This is a genomic window from Neptuniibacter sp. QD48_55 (assembly GCF_047778115.1).
Lineage (GTDB): Bacteria > Pseudomonadota > Gammaproteobacteria > Pseudomonadales > Balneatricaceae > Neptuniibacter.
On record NZ_CP180555.1, the window covers coordinates 382670 to 398918 of the forward strand.

The 16249-nt window shown below is 46.0% G+C and carries 7 protein-coding genes, 2 tRNA genes and 3 rRNA genes; 11 read left to right on the forward strand and 1 reads right to left on the reverse strand.

The annotated features are described in order from the left end of the window. Position 1 precedes the first annotated feature (1 nt). From ACMXYW_RS01755 to ACMXYW_RS01795, 9 genes are all read left to right on the forward strand, one after another. Positions 2-1003, forward strand: coding sequence for a COX15/CtaA family protein (locus ACMXYW_RS01755; RefSeq protein ID WP_415905001.1), 1002 nt, complete (start codon positions 2-4; stop codon positions 1001-1003). Next, on the forward strand, positions 996-1889 hold the full coding sequence (gene cyoE / locus ACMXYW_RS01760) for a heme o synthase (RefSeq protein WP_415905002.1): 894 nt from the start codon (positions 996-998) through the stop codon (positions 1887-1889). Before ACMXYW_RS01755 ends, cyoE begins: the two co-directional genes overlap by 8 nt. A 134-nt stretch (positions 1890-2023) precedes the next feature. Further along, a complete protein-coding gene (locus ACMXYW_RS01765; protein ID WP_415883295.1) occupies positions 2024-2629 on the forward strand; it encodes a Yip1 family protein in 606 nt (201 codons plus the stop codon). A gap of 622 nt (positions 2630-3251) precedes the next feature. After that, positions 3252-4791, forward strand: a 16S ribosomal RNA gene (locus tag ACMXYW_RS01770). A 68-nt stretch (positions 4792-4859) separates the two neighbouring features. After that, positions 4860-4936, forward strand: a tRNA-Ile gene (locus tag ACMXYW_RS01775). Between the two features lie 23 nt (positions 4937-4959). Next, positions 4960-5035 (forward strand) — tRNA-Ala (locus ACMXYW_RS01780). Between the two features lie 216 nt (positions 5036-5251). After that, a 23S ribosomal RNA gene (locus ACMXYW_RS01785) occupies positions 5252-8136 on the forward strand. A 142-nt stretch (positions 8137-8278) separates the two neighbouring features. Then, positions 8279-8394, forward strand: a 5S ribosomal RNA gene (gene rrf / locus ACMXYW_RS01790). The 16S, 23S and 5S rRNA genes sit together here with 2 tRNA genes alongside, the layout of an rRNA operon. A 302-nt stretch (positions 8395-8696) precedes the next feature. Beyond that, positions 8697-9500 carry a substrate-binding periplasmic protein gene (locus ACMXYW_RS01795; RefSeq protein ID WP_415905003.1) on the forward strand — a complete coding sequence of 268 codons (804 nt, stop codon included), beginning with the start codon at positions 8697-8699 and terminating at the stop codon, positions 9498-9500. 45 nt (positions 9501-9545) lie between these two features. On the opposite strand, the gene ACMXYW_RS01800 is transcribed toward ACMXYW_RS01795, so the two are convergent. Next, on the reverse strand, positions 9546-11516 hold the full coding sequence (locus ACMXYW_RS01800; RefSeq protein WP_415905004.1) for a methyl-accepting chemotaxis protein: 1971 nt from the start codon (positions 11514-11516) through the stop codon (positions 9546-9548). Between the two features lie 288 nt (positions 11517-11804). Between ACMXYW_RS01800 and carA the strand changes: the two genes are divergently transcribed. Together carA and carB are read left to right on the forward strand one after the other, a co-directional pair. Beyond that, complete coding sequence (gene carA, locus ACMXYW_RS01805; protein ID WP_415899948.1) at positions 11805-12938, forward strand: glutamine-hydrolyzing carbamoyl-phosphate synthase small subunit; 1134 nt, start codon at positions 11805-11807, stop codon at positions 12936-12938. Positions 12939-13039: 101 nt separating this feature from the next. Beyond that, positions 13040-16249: a carbamoyl-phosphate synthase large subunit gene (gene carB / locus ACMXYW_RS01810; protein WP_415905005.1), complete on the forward strand. Its 3210-nt coding sequence runs from the start codon at positions 13040-13042 to the stop codon at positions 16247-16249.

A 16249-nucleotide genomic window follows, 5' to 3' on the forward strand; every position in this document is an offset into this window, starting at 1 on the left:
AATGTTAAAGCTGATATGGCGGTTGAGTAATGTAGCAATAGTGCTTGCGCTCTGCGTTGTGTTGTTAGGAGCGTGGACTCGTATTAATCATGCGGGACTAAGCTGCCCTGACTGGCCGGGTTGTTATGGCTATATGTTGATGCCTACTGATCAAACGGCTTTGACTGAAGCACAGGATATTTACCCTGATACCCCAATAGAGCTTGGTAAAACAGCACTAGAAATGGGTCATCGTTATTTAGCGGGATCTTTAGGCTTAGTAATAGCCGCTTTGGCTCTTTGCGCCTATAGATTAAGGCGCGTGCAAACATATCCGGTTTATTTAAGTTATGGCTTGCTCTTGTTAGTCACTGTGCAGGCTGTATTTGGAATGTGGACAGTTACTTTGAAGCTTTATCCGCCAGTAGTGACTTTGCATCTGTTAGGTGGAGTACTGACGTTAACAGGTGTGTATGTCCTCAGAAGCAAAGTGAAAACATTGATGGCTGGAGTGAAAAAGCAAAAGACAAAATGCAGTAAGTGGATCAAGTATGCATTGGCTGTTCTGTTGCTGCAGATAGTGCTCGGTGGTTGGACCAGTTCAAACTATGCAGGCCCCGCTTGTGGTCACTGGTTGAGTTGTAGCATGGGCGAGAATATCGGTAGTGATTTTACGAGAGGTTTTAATCTTACGGAAACCATTGGCCCAAATTACCAAGGTGGTTTGCTACCGTTAGATGCGCGTGTGGCAATTCAACAGGGGCATAGAATCGGTGCGCTGGTGGTCTTGATCGTGTGTGCTTGGCTGGTGGTTAAGTTACATCGGCAGATATACATACGAAGTTGGCTATATGGCTTGTTAGCCCTGTTATCGATCCAGATATTGCTGGGTGGATTAAACGCTATTTATGCAGTGCCTAATCTGTTGGCGATTGGGCACCATGCAGTGGCGGTTGGATTATTGTTGGTTCTGTTAAAAATTTATGAGCTGCGGCTACGGACTGTAGAGGTGAATCATGGATAACCAAGAATTAGTAAGCATTCGTACAGAAGGGGTTTCTTGGCGAGATTATCTGATTTTATGTAAGCCTAAGGTTGTGGTCGTTATGCTGGTAACTGCTGCTGTGGGTATGTTTCTAGCAGTGCAGGAAATTCCACCGATTAGTAACGTCTTATTAGGACTAGTTGGAATTGGCATGGCAGCTGGCTCTGCAGCAGCAGTAAATCACATCATGGATCGTAAGATCGATGAAAAAATGGCTCGGACGAAAAGGCGGCCTTTACCCCAAGGCAAATTAAGTCCGCTACAAGCACTGTTATTCGCAGCTGTGCTTGGTGTATCAGGAATTGCAATCTTGGTCTTCTGGGTTAATGCGCTGACAGCATGGTTAACAGTGGCGGCGTTAATGGGTTATGCGGTGGTCTATACTGTATGGCTGAAAAGAGCGACACCCCAGAATATTGTAATCGGCGGTATAGCCGGTGCAGCACCACCGCTATTAGGCTGGACAGCTATAACAGGCTCGATAGAACCGAACGCGCTGCTACTTGTGCTTATTATCTTTGCTTGGACACCTCCGCACTTTTGGGCTCTGTGTATAGCTCGCAAAGAGGACTATGCAAAAGCTGGTATTCCAATGCTGCCAGTTACACATGGTGTCGCATATACACGTTTGCAAATCATGCTTTATAGCATGTTAATGGTGGCAACAACGTTATTCCCTGTTATGACGGGAATGAGTGGGGCGATTTATCTGGGTTTGGTGTTAGCACTAAATGCTAAATTTCTATATAGGGTTGCTTGCTTGTGGACAGAGCCAAGTCAATCACCCATGTTACTTTTTAAATACAGTATCAATTACATCATGTTGCTGTTTGTCGCATTGCTTGTAGATCACTACATGATATGAAAAACAGCAACGGTTAAAACTTAAAGTTCCTGAAACCTGTGGAAATGGAGAGAAAATCAGTAATGAAACAAGAAGTTAATTGATGTAGCGCTAATGGATTGGTGCTGCACCTAAATTAAACGAGGGGATGCATCATGTTTATTCAGCATATGATGGGAATAATGTACCACCCAAAAGAGGAGTGGGGACAAATAAGAAAAGAGCACTACAGCGCGTCGCATATATATATGCAACAAATAAGTATTTTGGCTGCCATACCAGCAATCTCAATGTTCATCGGGACAACCCAAATAGGTTGGAGCATTGCGGGTTCTGAATATGTGAAGCTAGATGCAATGAGCGCCTTGCCTGCTGCAATCGCATTTTACTTTGCAATGTGGGTTGGAGTTGGGTTTATAACATGGGCCATTCATTGGATGGAGAAGAACTATGGTGGCAATGTTTCATTTGATGATTGCCTATCGCTAGCAACTTACACGGCGACTCCAATGTTCTTAGCAGGTTTATCTGCGTTGTATCCATTGCTCTGGTTTAATGTGACAGTTGGCTTATTTGCAATTTGTTACACGGTCTACCTACTCTATATAGGTGTGCCTGTAATAATGAAAATACCTGAAGAGAGAGCCTTTCTGTTTTCGACCTCTATCCTGACAGTGGGACTCTGTACACTAGTGGGTATTATCGTTGCTTCTGTAATTCTATGGGGCACAGTGATTCCACTAAATTATATTCCGGTGTAATACCTTTAATAGACCATAAATAAGTCCGGAAATGAAAGGCGCTTAAGCAAAATTGTAAGCGCCTTTCTTGTTTGTCGTATAAGTAACAACCGCATCTGATTAGTCCTTAATCGATTTGAGGTGTTTTGTAACTTTTTTTCAACTTTTTGCACTTTTTTTAAGATTGGGTGTTGACCCTTTTTCAGATGTCTGTAGAATTCGCCGTCCTTGCTTAGGGAGGCCGCCAAAACGGGGCTTATTGAGCTAAGTGAGGTGCTTAGTAAGTGATTGAAAACATTGGTTTTTTAGATTGCTTACGGGGCAGGATTCAAAGTCCGGTTGCTGAGTAAAAAATTTTACAAAATTGCAAAATAAACGGTTGACTTTGAATGAGCGCACAGTAGAATATGCGCCTCGCTTGAGACGAAACGCTGAGTCAGCGGAGAGTCAAAAAGCAACGCTCTTTAACAATTTGATCAGATAATTCGTGTGGGCGCTTGTTGAGAAGAAGCAAACTTTTTCTAGACAAGCAACCAAGTGAATTCATTTAAAGCGATTTACAAAGGTTTAACGTTCTTAAGAATGTTATCCGGTTGTTTAGTACTAGAGTCCGTTACCACATTCCTGGTAACACAAATGATTTAAACTGAAGAGTTTGATCATGGCTCAGATTGAACGCTGGCGGCAGGCCTAACACATGCAAGTCGAACGGTAACATGACTAGCTTGCTAGTTGATGACGAGTGGCGGACGGGTGAGTAACGCGTAGGAATCTACCCAGTAGCGGGGGATAAGCCAGAGAAATTTGGTCTAATACCGCATACGCCCTACGGGGGAAAGCAGGGGATCTTCGGACCTTGCACTATTGGATGAGCCTGCGTGAGATTAGCTAGTTGGTGAGGTAATGGCTCACCAAGGCGACGATCTCTAGCTGGTCTGAGAGGATGATCAGCCACACTGGAACTGAGACACGGTCCAGACTCCTACGGGAGGCAGCAGTGGGGAATATTGCACAATGGGCGCAAGCCTGATGCAGCCATGCCGCGTGTGTGAAGAAGGCCCTAGGGTTGTAAAGCACTTTCAGCAGTGAGGAAAGGTTAGTAGTTAATACCTGCTAGCTGTGACGTTAACTGCAGAAGAAGCACCGGCTAACTCCGTGCCAGCAGCCGCGGTAATACGGAGGGTGCGAGCGTTAATCGGAATTACTGGGCGTAAAGCGCGCGTAGGTGGATTGGTCAGTCAGATGTGAAAGCCCAGGGCTCAACCTTGGAACTGCACCTGATACTGCCAATCTAGAGTACGGTAGAGGGTAGTGGAATTTCCTGTGTAGCGGTGAAATGCGTAGATATAGGAAGGAACACCAGTGGCGAAGGCGACTACCTGGACCGATACTGACACTGAGGTGCGAAAGCGTGGGGAGCAAACAGGATTAGATACCCTGGTAGTCCACGCCGTAAACGATGTCTACTAGCCGTTGGGAGACTTGATCTTTTAGTGGCGCAGCTAACGCGATAAGTAGACCGCCTGGGGAGTACGGCCGCAAGGTTAAAACTCAAATGAATTGACGGGGGCCCGCACAAGCGGTGGAGCATGTGGTTTAATTCGACGCAACGCGAAGAACCTTACCAACTCTTGACATCCAGAGAAGTTACTAGAGATAGTTTCGTGCCTTCGGGAACTCTGAGACAGGTGCTGCATGGCTGTCGTCAGCTCGTGTTGTGAAATGTTGGGTTAAGTCCCGTAACGAGCGCAACCCTTGTCCTTATTTGCCAGCACTTCGGGTGGGAACTCTAAGGAGACTGCCGGTGACAAACCGGAGGAAGGTGGGGACGACGTCAAGTCATCATGGCCCTTACGAGTTGGGCTACACACGTGCTACAATGGCCGGTACAGAGGGCCGCGAACCTGCGAGGGTAAGCTAATCTCAGAAAACCGGTCGTAGTCCGGATTGGAGTCTGCAACTCGACTCCATGAAGTCGGAATCGCTAGTAATCGCGAATCAGAATGTCGCGGTGAATACGTTCCCGGGCCTTGTACACACCGCCCGTCACACCATGGGAGTGGATTGCACCAGAAGTAGCTAGCTTAACCTTCGGGAGGGCGGTTACCACGGTGTGGTTCATGACTGGGGTGAAGTCGTAACAAGGTAGCCCTAGGGGAACCTGGGGCTGGATCACCTCCTTAAACGAAAGCCGATTCTCGGCAAGCGTTCACACGAATTATCTGATCAGAGAAGTTAAGAGCAACGGTGTAGGCTTGTAGCTCAGCTGGTTAGAGCGCACCCCTGATAAGGGTGAGGTCGGTGGTTCAAGTCCACTCAGGCCTACCAATAATAGCCTTACTGTTTTCTTTGGGGCTATAGCTCAGCTGGGAGAGCGCCTGCTTTGCACGCAGGAGGTCTGCGGTTCGATCCCGCATAGCTCCACCATCATCCTTTGGATGAGAAGGAAGAGTTTTAAAACATATTGTCGTTTAAGACATTATCTTTTAAAGCTTTTTTGCTTTAAACGCTCTTTAACAATTTGGATTTGATTCATTTGATTTAGATTTAAGACATGTAGTTTTACTGCATGCGCCAATTCGGCGAAATCTATCGTTACTAGCAATACAAGTTACTGTGATTCCAGACGCCTTCGGGTTATATGGTCAAGTGACTAAGCGTGCACGGTGGATGCCTTGGCAGTCAGAGGCGATGAAGGACGTTGTAACCTGCGATAAGGTTCGGGGAGGTGGTAAACAACCTTTGATCCGGACATTTCCGAATGGGGAAACCCACCTATTTATAGGTATCTTTTAACTGAATACATAGGTTATTAGAGGCGAACCTGGGGAACTGAAACATCTAAGTACCCAGAGGAAAAGAAATCAACCGAGATTCCCTAAGTAGCGGCGAGCGAACGGGGACCAGCCCTTAAGCTTTATTAGATTTAACAGAACACTCTGGAAAGTGTGGCCATAGTGGGTGATAGCCCCGTATGTGAAAGGTCTTTTAAAGTGAAATCGAGTAGGACGGCACACGTGAAACGCTGTCTGAATATGGGGGGACCATCCTCCAAGGCTAAATACTCCTGACTGACCGATAGTGAACCAGTACCGTGAGGGAAAGGCGAAAAGAACCCCTGTGAGGGGAGTGAAATAGACCCTGAAACCGTGTACGTACAAGCAGTGGGAGCCGTTTTCGGACGGTGACTGCGTACCTTTTGTATAATGGGTCAGCGACTTACTTTTAGTGGCAAGGTTAAGCATTTGCGGAGCCGTAGGGAAACCGAGTCTTAATAGGGCGTCCAGTCGCTAGGAGTAGACCCGAAACCGAGTGATCTATCCATGGGCAGGTTGAAGATGCGGTAACACGCATTGGAGGACCGAACCGACTGTCGTTGAAAAGCCAGCGGATGACTTGTGGATAGGAGTGAAAGGCTAATCAAACTCGGAGATAGCTGGTTCTCCTCGAAAACTATTTAGGTAGTGCCTCGTGTCTAACCATGGGGGTAGAGCACTGTTTCGGCTAGGGGGTCATCCCGACTTACCAACCCGATGCAAACTCCGAATACCCATGAGTTCAATCACGGGAGACACACGGCGGGTGCTAACGTCCGTCGTGGAAAGGGAAACAACCCAGACCGTCAGCTAAGGTCCCAAAGTTTATGCTAAGTGGGAAACGATGTGGGAAGGCTTAGACAGCTAGGAGGTTGGCTTAGAAGCAGCCACCCTTTAAAGAAAGCGTAATAGCTCACTAGTCGAGTCGGCCCGCGCGGAAGATATAACGGGGCTAAGCATAACACCGAAGCTACGGATGCACTTTGTGCATGGTAGAGGAGCGTTCTGTAAGCTGTTGAAGCGGAAGCTGTAAGGCACCGTGGAGGTATCAGAAGTGCGAATGCTGACATGAGTAACGATAAGGGAGGTGAAAACCCTCCCCGCCGGAAGACCAAGGGTTCCTATCCAACGCTATTCGAGGTAGGGTGAGTCGGCCCCTAAGGAGAGGCTGAAGAGCGTATCCGATGGGAAACAGGTTAATATTCCTGTACTGCTCATAACTGCGATGGGGGGACGGAGAAGGCTAGGCTAGCGCGGCGTTGGTTGTCCGCGTTTAAGGTAGTAGGTTGAGGACTTAGGCAAATCCGGGTCCTTAAGACCGAGAACCGATGACGAGGTCCTTTATGGACTGAAGTAGTTGATGCCATGCTTCCAGGAAAATCCTCTAAGCTTCAGGTTATGACTAACCGTACCCTAAACCGACACAGGTGGTCAGGTAGAGAATACTAAGGCGTATGAGAAAACTCGGGTGAAGGAACTAGGCAAAATGGCACCGTAACTTCGGGAGAAGGTGCGCCGGTTTTGGTGATGGGACTTGCTCCCTAAGCTGAGGCCGGTCGAAGATACCAGGTGGCTGCGACTGTTTATTAAAAACATAGCACTCTGCAAACTCGAAAGAGGACGTATAGGGTGTGACGCCTGCCCGGTGCCGGAAGGTTAATTGATGGGGTTAGCACTTGTGCGAAGCTCTTGATCGAAGCCCCGGTAAACGGCGGCCGTAACTATAACGGTCCTAAGGTAGCGAAATTCCTTGTCGGGTAAGTTCCGACCTGCACGAATGGCGTAACGATGGCCACACTGTCTCCACCCGAGACTCAGTGAAATTGAAATAGCTGTTAAGATGCAGTTTACCCGCGGCTAGACGGAAAGACCCCGTGAACCTTTACTACAGCTTCACAGTGGACTTTGACATTACTTGTGTAGAATAGCTGGGAGGCTTTGAAACCCTGTCGCCAGATAGGGTGGAGCCACCTTTGAAATACCAGCCTGGTAATGTTGAGGTTCTAACCCAGTTCCCTAAGCGGGATCGGGGACATTGTGTGGTGGGTAGTTTGACTGGGGCGGTCTCCTCCCAAAGAGTAACGGAGGAGCACGAAGGTACCCTCAGCATGGTCGGAAATCATGCAATGAGCGCAAGAGTAGAAGGGTGCTTGACTGCGAGACAGACACGTCGAGCAGGTACGAAAGTAGGTTCTAGTGATCCGGTGGTTCTGTATGGAAGGGCCATCGCTCAACGGATAAAAGGTACTCCGGGGATAACAGGCTGATACCGCCCAAGAGTTCACATCGACGGCGGTGTTTGGCACCTCGATGTCGGCTCATCACATCCTGGGGCTGAAGCCGGTCCCAAGGGTATGGCTGTTCGCCATTTAAAGTGGTACGCGAGCTGGGTTTAGAACGTCGTGAGACAGTTCGGTCCCTATCTGCCGTGGGCGTTTGAGATTTGAGAAGAGTTGCTCCTAGTACGAGAGGACCGGAGTGAACGAACCTCTGGTGTACCGGTTGTGATGCCAATTGCATTGCCGGGTAGCTACGTTCGGACGGGATAACCGCTGAAAGCATCTAAGCGGGAAGCCTCCTTCAAGATGAGATCTCACTGGGAACTTGATTCCCCTAAAGGGCCGTTGAAGACTACGACGTTGATAGGTTGGGTGTGGAAGCGCTGTGAGGCGTTGAGCTAACCAATACTAATTGCCCGTGAGGCTTGACCATATAACGCCCAAGGCGTTTGGCAAGTGACTTGTAAGATACGTAAGACGATAGAGAGTAACGAATTAGCGCGTAGTTAAACTACAGTCGATAAACTATCTAGATCAAATAAAAGAAGAATCAGATCTAAGTTGTAACAGTTTTGCTTGGCGACCATAGAGTTGTGGAACCACCTGAATCCATCCCGAACTCAGACGTGAAACGCAACATCGCCGATGGTAGTGTGGGGCTTCCCCATGTGAGAGTAGGTCATCGCCAAGCATTTAATTAAGAGAAAACCCCGGTCACGCTGTGATCGGGGTTTTTTCGTTGTGGGCTATAAAAAACGGTTAAGGGCAGATAGGCGCTGCTTGGAGCGGATAAAACGGATAAAAACAGATAAACAAGTTAGTATGAGTTGTCTTAATTAAACCTAATACTAAACCGAACGCTGTCCTTCGCTGTCCTTCGCTGTCCTTCGCTGTCCTTCGGATCCATCGAAGCTAAGAAACTTGCTGCTTAATCATCCTTGTATCTATACTGCTTCTGAGGATTCGGTCTTATAGAGGCGAAAGGTGTTGGTGATGAAGAGCGTTAAGTTCTATTTTAATTGTTGTTTTATATCATTAATGGCTGTTATCTCTGCTTCTTTGCAAGCAGAAGAGTGTAAGGTTTTAACGGCGACAGGGAATTCAGAATACCCACCGTATCTTTGGCGTGCTGATGATGGCAGTACCGATCTGTTAGGTGCGAATCGTTTGATTATGGATGAGCTAGCTAAGCGCTTGGGTGTTGAGATTCAACTTCAGGATGTCGGTTCATGGGCCAGAGCGCAGGATATGCTTCGTTCCGGCAGGATTGATTTGATGGCTGGGGCTTTTTATACGATCCCTCGAAACCAGTATATGGATTATGTTTATCCAGCTTTCCTCAATACAAAGAGTGTTGTTTGGCGGCGTAAAGGGTCTGGTCTTGTATATGATAAGCGAGAAGACCTTATTGGAAGGTTGGGTGTAACGGTAATAAACAATAGTTTTGGTCAAGAGTTTGATGAGTACGCCAAGGCTAATTTGAATTTGCAGTATGTTGCGTCTCTTAAACAGGCGTTCCTGATGATTAAACGGTCAAGAGCTGACTACGCGTTGTATGAGCAGAACCCAGGATTGGCTTATGCTGACTTGCTTGGCTATAAATCAGATCTTGAAGTGCTAGACCCAGCTATTAGTAGTGAGGGTTTGTATCTTACTGTTTCACATAAATCTAAATGCAACACAGGTGCTTTAAGAGGGATGTTAGCTAAAGCAATAAGGGATATGGAGGCAGATGGTTTTATGGCTAATGCTTTAATAGTAAGTCTTAAAAACTGGAATGAGTTTTCTGCAAAGTAGTTTGATTAATTGTAAAAAGCCCGGCATGAGCCGGGCTTTTTATTTTTAATGTAGATTTGAAATTACTGCGGTTAATTGTTCGCTTGCAAATGATAGCTGCTCTGCTTGTTGTTTGTTTGTTTCAGCTGCAGATTTTGTGTATTGGCTTAATGTATTGGTTGTCTCAATTGTATCTGCTATTTCTGAGGTAACAGAGGTTTGCTCTTCTGTTGACGATGCTATTAAAACACTCATATCGTTAATTTCACTGATTGAGTTTCTAATGATTTTAATTGCTTCTTGAGCGTCTTTTGCAAGATTTACAGTGTCGGTTGCAGCTCTTTGTTGGATACCCATCTTTTCAACAGTTTGTTCGGTCGTTTGATTTAAACGGGTTGTGATTCTTTGAATTTCATCTGCTGATTTTGCGGTGTTTGCTGCAAGGTTTCTCACTTCATCTGCTACTACAGCAAACCCGCGACCTGTTTCCCCTGCTCGAGCTGCTTCGATTGCTGCGTTTAAGGCCAATAAGTTAGTTTGTTCTGCGAAGCCTTGGATTACGCCGAGTACATTTTGTATAGCAATAGAATCTTCTTGTAACGCGTTCAGTGATTCTGATGTTGCTGCAATTTCATTGTTTAACTTATCTATATGATCACCCGTAGCTTTAATTTGTTCATAGCCTTTATTTGCCAGTTGCGAGGCTTCTAGCGTTGCTGAGCTGCTCTGTGTTGCTCTCGTTGCTACTTCAGTGAATGAGCTGTTTAGCTGTGTAATTTGCACTACAGCATTTTCTGTGGCTGCTTGTTGCTGTTGCACTGTGTTTTCTAGCTGTGTTGCTTCTATGATGGCGCTGTTTTGAAGTTGTCTTAAATTGTTAGTTTCCTGCTGGATATTCATAAGGAATTCTTTGAAGAAACATTGCAGTCTGTCTATAGCGCTATTGAGTGTTTCGGCTTCGGTTAGTCTTGAGTCTATTTGAATGTTGCTGCTAAATTTTCCATGTGACAGTTGATCTATATACTCCGTTGTTGCGATCAGGATGCTGCCTAATTTACGAAGTAATATGTTCATGGATATGCCAGTTGCAATAATCAGAACGGTGCAAATTGTCATGATTAGATATACTGAAAACTGAATGTCCTCATATCTATCTGCGATAGTGCTGGCGATGCTTGCCACTGAGTGTTCTAAATTAGCCACATTTTTCTGTGCAGCAGAGCTTGATTCAGTTTTTTGTTGACTGAACTTTTTCGCATTTTGAAGTTCTTTTGGGTAGCGATTAACAAGATCTTTGATGTTTGCTATAGGTTCATCACCAATCTCTTCTTTGTCGTTATCGCTCGCCATTTCGGTTGCAAGGCCTAGCAAAGAGGAGAGGTCATCTTCGTCTTCTGCTTCTTTGAATATGCCGAGTCGTTCAAGCTTGTTAATTGCTTCTGCGTCTTTCTTAAGTTCAGAAAGGATAAATTGAATCTGTTGTAGGCTCTCGCTTTTGTTATTTTCAAAGTAGCTTTGGCGGCTGTGGCTGAGTAGAACAGTGTTTTTTTGCAGGCTAAATAGTAAATCTACATAGCTATTCTTGATAGGGTTTTGGTCGTAGCTTGCTTTGTCTGCATATTCTTTGACGGATTGTATGGCGTCGTTTAATTCTCTTTCATTGTGTGTGAGTAGTACTTCTGGTTGTGCAAGTTTGCCTGCAGCGCGCATTTCAGTGAGAGTTTTGTCCTTTATGTTCTTTAATTGACCTAAAACGCCAGCTTGTATCTCTTCTGGTAAGTTTTTTTGTGTGCTTTCTGAAAGGACTTCAAGGTTCTTTTCTATTGTCGTCAGTAAAGTTGCATCCCCTGTCATCAAATACTTTGAGACAGGCTGTTCTAGCTTTATGTAGATTTCATTAATGTAGCCATGATAGTTGTCTTTCATTTTGAAGGCGGAATCTAGGCGTTCTAAGGACCAAAAAATAGCGGCAGCCAATAAAATTACGATTAGGGCTAATGTTATGCTCGCAATGCGTGTAATTGTCGAAATCTTCATAAGAGGCCTTATGTTTATGAGAGCGGTGTTTGATACAGTTTCTTGCAGTGCTTTTTACTTCAATAATGTGTCAGATGTGTTAATTGACCGTTTGTTACATAACTCTTTTCGTTGAGTGTGATGGACAGATTGGCGAATTTGGCATAGAATGCAGTCGTTTTGCCTAAGGCAAAATTTACACACAGGTTTCTAAAACAAAAAAGCGAGGTTAACTTCAGGTTTTACCTCGCTTTTTTGCACGTATCGTTTCTGATTTTTGTTGTTGCGCATTTACGCGGGGAGGTTCAATTGGCGAGACCAGCCATTCTTGCTCTTGAAGACGGAAGCATTTTCAAGGGCGTAGCCATTGGCGCAGACGGTCTGTCTAGCGGCGAGGTTGTATTTAATACCTCTATGACGGGTTACCAGGAGATCCTAACGGATCCATCATACTGCCGTCAGATTGTTACCCTGACATATCCACATATTGGTAATACTGGCACCAATACGGAAGATGAAGAATCTTCTCGCACGTGGGCTGCTGGTTTAGTCATTCGTGACCTTCCATTGGTTGCGAGTAACTTCCGTAATGAAAAGAACCTTGATGATTATCTTAAGGATAACAATATCGTTGGTATCGCTGATATTGATACACGACGTTTAACACGTATTTTGCGTGAAAAGGGTTCTCTTAACGGTTGCATTATGGCCGGTGATATTGATGAAGCTAAAGCGCTAGCTGAAGCTAAATCGTTCCCGGGTCTAAAAGGTATGGATCTAGCTCAAGTTGTTACAACTGAAGAGACATACGAGTGGACTTCTTCTACTTGGAAGCTAGGCCAAGGTCATGAAGAGAAAGTCGCAGCAGATCAAGAGTTTCATGTTGTTGCATATGACTATGGTGTGAAACGCAATATTTTGCGCATGTTGGTTGAACGCGGTTGCCGCCTAACGGTTGTTCCTGCCAAAACACCTGCTGCAGAAGTGCTTGCGTTGAATCCAGATGGCGTATTCCTATCTAATGGCCCTGGTGATCCAGAACCATGTGATTACGCAATTGCTGCAATCGAAGAGATCTGCAAAACAGATCTACCTGTATTTGGTATCTGCTTGGGCCATCAGCTACTAGCGTTGGCTTCTGGTGCTAAGACAGTAAAAATGAAGTTTGGTCATCATGGTGCTAACCACCCAGTTCAAGATTTGGATGGCAAGCAAGTGATGATTACCTCTCAAAACCACGGTTTTGCTGTTGACGAAGATGCGCTTCCAGAAAATGTGCGTGCTACGCATAAGTCTCTGTTTGATGGCTCTTTGCAGGGTATTGAGAGAACAGATCGTGCGGCATTTAGTTTCCAGGGTCACCCTGAAGCTAGCCCAGGCCCACACGATGTAGCGCCTCTATTTGATCGCTTCATCGAAGATATGAAGGCTGCGAAAGCTTAATCGCAGTTCGGCCTGAGTTTACAGGCTTTTGAAACGATACAAGGCAGGTGTGAATTAGCCGCCTGCCGCAGTTATTAACTGATACGACTGGTTTATTACCGATGCCAAAACGTACGGACTTAAAAAGTATTTTGATTCTTGGTGCTGGCCCGATTGTTATCGGTCAGGCATGTGAATTTGACTATTCTGGCGCACAAGCTTGTAAAGCGCTGCGTGAAGAAGGTTACCGCGTCATTCTGGTTAACTCTAACCCTGCGACCATTATGACTGATCCAGCGATGGCTGACTCAACTTACATTGAGCCAATCAACTGGAAGACAGTAGAAAAGATTATTGCCAAAGAAAAGCCAGACGCGCTTCTGCCTACAATGGGTGGTCAGACTGCATTGAACTGTGCTTTGGATCTTGAGCGTGAAGGCGTTCTTGAAAAATACGGCGTTGAAATGATCGGTGCGAACGCTGACACGATCGATAAAGCGGAAGACCGTGATCGTTTCGATAAAGCGATGAAGGCAATTGGTCTTGAGTGTCCACGTGCATCTATCGCGCATAGCATGGAAGAAGCGTTGCAGGTTCAAGCGCAACTAGGCTTCCCATGTATCATCCGTCCATCCTTTACTATGGGTGGTACCGGTGGTGGTATCGCATACAACAAAGAAGAGTTCATCGAAATTTGTGAGCGTGGCCTAGATCTGTCACCAACAAGTGAATTGTTAATCGATGAATCTTTGATCGGTTGGAAAGAGTACGAGATGGAAGTTGTTCGTGACAAAAACGACAACTGCATCATCGTTTGTGCGATCGAGAACTTCGATGCAATGGGTGTTCACACAGGTGATTCTATCACTGTTGCACCAGCGCAAACGCTTACTGATAAAGAATATCAAATCATGCGTAATGCCTCTTTGGCAGTGCTGCGTGAAATCGGCGTAGAAACTGGCGGTTCTAACGTACAGTTTGGTGTAAACCCGAAAGATGGCCGTATGGTAGTAATCGAGATGAACCCTCGTGTATCTCGTTCTTCCGCTTTGGCATCTAAAGCGACAGGCTTCCCAATTGCAAAAGTAGCTGCGAAGCTAGCAATTGGTTACACACTAGATGAGCTACAAAACGATATCACTGGCGGTGCTACGCCAGCGTCTTTCGAGCCATCTATTGACTACGTTGTTACTAAAATCCCTCGTTTCACTTTCGAGAAATTCCCGCAGGCAAATGATCGTCTGACAACTCAGATGAAGTCTGTTGGTGAGGTTATGGCAATTGGCCGTACTCAGCAGGAATCTCTACAGAAAGCGCTTCGCGGTCTAGAGGTTGGTGCGACTGGTTTTGACCCAATTATCGACATTACTAGCGAAGATGCACGCTCTACGATCGTACGTGAGATGAAAGAGCCGGGTGCAGAGCGTATCTGGTACCTAGGCGATGCATTCCGTATGGGCATGAGCGTTGAAGAGCTATACGAGATCAGCGGTATTGATCCTTGGTTCTTGGTTCAAGTAGAAGACATTATCAAAGATGAGCAGCGCGTATCTGAGATGGCAATGTCCGATCTTGATAAAGATGCTGTGTTCCGTCTTAAGCGTAAAGGTTTCTCTGATGAGCGCTTGGCAACTCTCCTTGGTGTTTCTGAGAAGCAGTTCCGTAAGCATCGTCATAACCTAGATGTGCGTCCAGTTTATAAGCGCGTTGATACCTGTGCGGCTGAATTCGCGTCTGATACTGCTTATATGTACTCCTCTTATGAAGAAGAGTGTGAAGCGAATCCTTCTGACCGTGACAAGATCATGGTTATTGGTGGTGGCCCAAACCGTATCGGTCAAGGTATAGAGTTTGACTACTGCTGCGTACACGCAGCACTTGCAGCGCGTGACGACGGTTTCGAAACAATCATGGTTAACTGTAACCCTGAGACTGTTTCTACCGACTACGATACTTCTGATCGTCTGTTCTTCGAGCCAATCACGCTTGAAGATGTACTTGAGATCGTAAATGTTGAGAAGCCAAAAGGTGTTATCGTTCAGTACGGTGGTCAGACGCCGCTGAAACTGGCTGTTGCACTTGAGCAGGCTGGCGTACCAATTATCGGTACATCTCCAGAAGCGATTGACCGTGCAGAAGACCGTGAGCAGTTCCAGCAAATGCTGAAGCGCCTTGGTCTTAAACAGCCAGAAAACGCGACTGTACGTTCTCTAGAAGAAGCGATCATCGAAGCTGACAAGCTTGGTTACCCACTAGTTGTTCGTCCATCTTATGTGCTAGGTGGTCGTGCAATGGAGATCGTGTACAAAGAGGAAGAGCTACGCCGCTACATGAATACTGCGGTACAGGTATCTAACGACGCGCCAGTATTGTTGGATCACTTCCTAAATGCAGCGGTTGAAGTTGATATTGATGCGGTTTGTGACGGTAAAGATGTAGTTATCGGTGCAATCATGCAGCATATCGAGCAAGCGGGTGTTCACTCTGGTGACTCTGCATGTTCATTCCCTCCGTATAGTCTTGCTGATGATGTTCAAGATGAAATGCGTGAGATGGTACGTAAGATGGCGTTGGAGCTAGGTGTGGTTGGCCTAATGAATACCCAGCTTGCATATCAGGATGGTGAAATTTACGTGATCGAGGTTAACCCTCGTGCATCCCGTACTGTACCGTTTGTTTCTAAGTGTATCGGTGTTTCTCTAGCGAAAATCGGTGCGCAGGTAATGACTGGTAAGACTCTAGCTGAACTTGGCTTCACTAAAGAGATCGTGCCAACATTGTTCAACGTGAAAGAAGCTGTATTCCCGTTCAACAAGTTCCAAGGTGTTGACCCAATTCTATCCCCAGAGATGAAATCTACTGGTGAAGTAATGGGTGTTGGCGCTACCTTCGGTGAAGCGTTTATGAAGGCGCAGATCGGTGCGGGTGAAACTATGCCGCAAGCAGGTAAAGCGTTCATCTCTGTACGTGAAGTTGATAAAGATGCTTCCATGCAGATTGCTAAGGATCTGGTTGAGCTAGGCTTCTCTCTAGTGGCTACTCGTGGTACTGCTAAGCTAATGGCTGAGCAAGGCCTTGAGGTTGAAGTTGTAAACAAAGTGATGGAAGGTCGTCCAAACATTGTTGATATGATCAAGAATGATGAGATTGCTTACATTGTGAATACAACTGAAGGCCGTAAAGCGATCGAAGATTCAGCTGATATTCGTCGTAGTGCTCTACAGCATAAAGTGCCATATACCACTACGTTGGCAGGTGCTGAAGCGATTACTATGGCGCTACAGTACGGCGAAGAGAAAGACGTTCGTCGCGTTCAGGATATAGGAGCATAA